Annotated in this window: 2 protein-coding genes; both read right to left on the minus strand. The window is 71.4% G+C overall.

Annotated features, from left to right (window positions below):
* Positions 1–286: 286 nt before the first annotated feature.
* Positions 287–670, minus strand: coding sequence for a RidA family protein (locus ACIBK3_RS46755; RefSeq protein WP_399374774.1), 384 nt, complete (start codon positions 668–670; stop codon positions 287–289).
* Positions 671–701: 31 nt separating this feature from the next.
* On the minus strand, positions 702–1,672 hold a 971-nt coding region (locus tag ACIBK3_RS46760; RefSeq protein WP_399374776.1), incomplete at its 5' end, for a carboxylesterase family protein.

The following is a 1,672-nucleotide window of genomic DNA, read 5'->3' on the forward strand; positions in this document are numbered from 1 at the left end:
TCGACCGTGCGCCGGATGCAGAGGACGGCCGTGTCCGACGGGGCCGGGATTTCGGCGTTCAGGAGGCCCGCGCGCACGTATGTGGCCGCGCACACGTCGCCCGGCTCGAGCACGCCCGGCGGCACCGACCCGGCTGCTTGGAGCACCCGTTCGTGGATGCGGCGTACGGGGTGAGACCCGCGGGGAGGTGCCGGTCGTCCGACCAGTGCGCACAGGGCGTCGAGCAGGTGCGCCGGTGGAACCCTCAGGTTGGTGCACGCCCTTGTCAGACGACCGGCCATCGTGATCAGTCGTCCAGTACGGCCAGGGCGTCGATCTCGACGAGCAGTCCCGGCGGGAGCTGCATGTAGACGGTGGTGCGGGCGGGGAAGGGCCCGCCGACGGCCGCTGCGTAGGCCTCGTTCATCTCGGCCATGTGGGCGGGGTCGGTGAGGTAGACGCGGAGCATGACGACGTCTTCCAGGCCCGCGCCGGCCGCCTTGAGGACGGCGGTGACGTTGCGCAGTACCTGCGTGGTCTGCTCGGCGACGGTGGTGCCGACGACTTCGCCGGTGTCGGGGTCGAAGGGGAGCTGTCCGGAGACCTGCAGGACGGGGCCCTTGCGGATGCCCTGGGACAGTGGGGCCGGGAGAGAGGGTGCGTTCTCGGTGGTGATGATGGTTCTGGTCATGGTGTGTCCTTGAGAAGGGTCGGTCGGAGCGTCAGTTCCAGGCCTGTCGTTCCTGGCTGCGGGGGTCGTCGATCTGGGTCCACTCGGCGTCGATGTGCATCGTGGCCCTGCGCTCGGTGTCGTAGGGGTCCCAGCCGGGGTCGCCGGTGGCGGCGAACCGGATCCAGGTCTCGTGGACGCGGGTGGCGAAGTTCGCCGGGGGCTTGTCGGGGCCGAGCAGGGCGTTGGGGCCGTTGAGTTCGGGCCGGTCGATGAGGTCGAAGACGAAGGGCAGTTCGACCGCGTGGGTGGCGCCGAGCTCTCCGTCCAGGGCCTGGGAGCGCCAGGCGAACTCGTAGGCGTAGGTGGCGGACTTCGGGTGGGCGGCATGGGCGCCGGCCAGGGCGCGGCTGCCCGCGCCGAACAGGGCGTCGGCCATGATGGCGGAGCGCAGTTCCGCGAAGGACGCTTCGGGGCGGGACTTGCGGTAGGTGTCGACGAGCTGTGCCGGGTTCGGGTGCGAGCGTTTCGCCGCCTCGTCGACGTCGGCTGCGGTCGAGGTGGCGTACTTGCCCACCGGGACCAGGTAGAGGTTGCCCTCTTCGGTGTTGGTGCCGACGAGCAGGTCGACGTCGGCGGCGAGGCCGGCGGCGACGGATGCGGCGGGCTGGGTGTCGAGGACGAGGCTGAAGGGGCTGAGGCCGATCAGTGGGTCGCCGTGGGTCTCGGTCTGCAGGTCGATGCCGGCGAGCTGGGAGGCGGCCTCGACCAGGCGCTCGTCGGAGATGCCCGCGAAGGCGTCGACGTGGGGCTCGATGTCCAGGGCTTCGGCTGCCGCCTTGGTGACGCGGGCGGCCTGCTCGGTGGTGAACGCCCCCAGGCCGCTGCCGCTCTGGACGATCGCCCGGCGGAAGAGGCCTGCGGCCTGGGGGGTGGCGAGGACGCCGCCGACGATGGTCGCCCCGGCCGACTGGCCGAAGAGGGTGACGTTGTGCGGGTCACCGCCGAAGGCGGCGATGTTCT

Source organism: Streptomyces sp. NPDC050287, from assembly GCF_044459385.1.
Classification (GTDB): Bacteria; Actinomycetota; Actinomycetes; order Streptomycetales; family Streptomycetaceae; genus Streptomyces.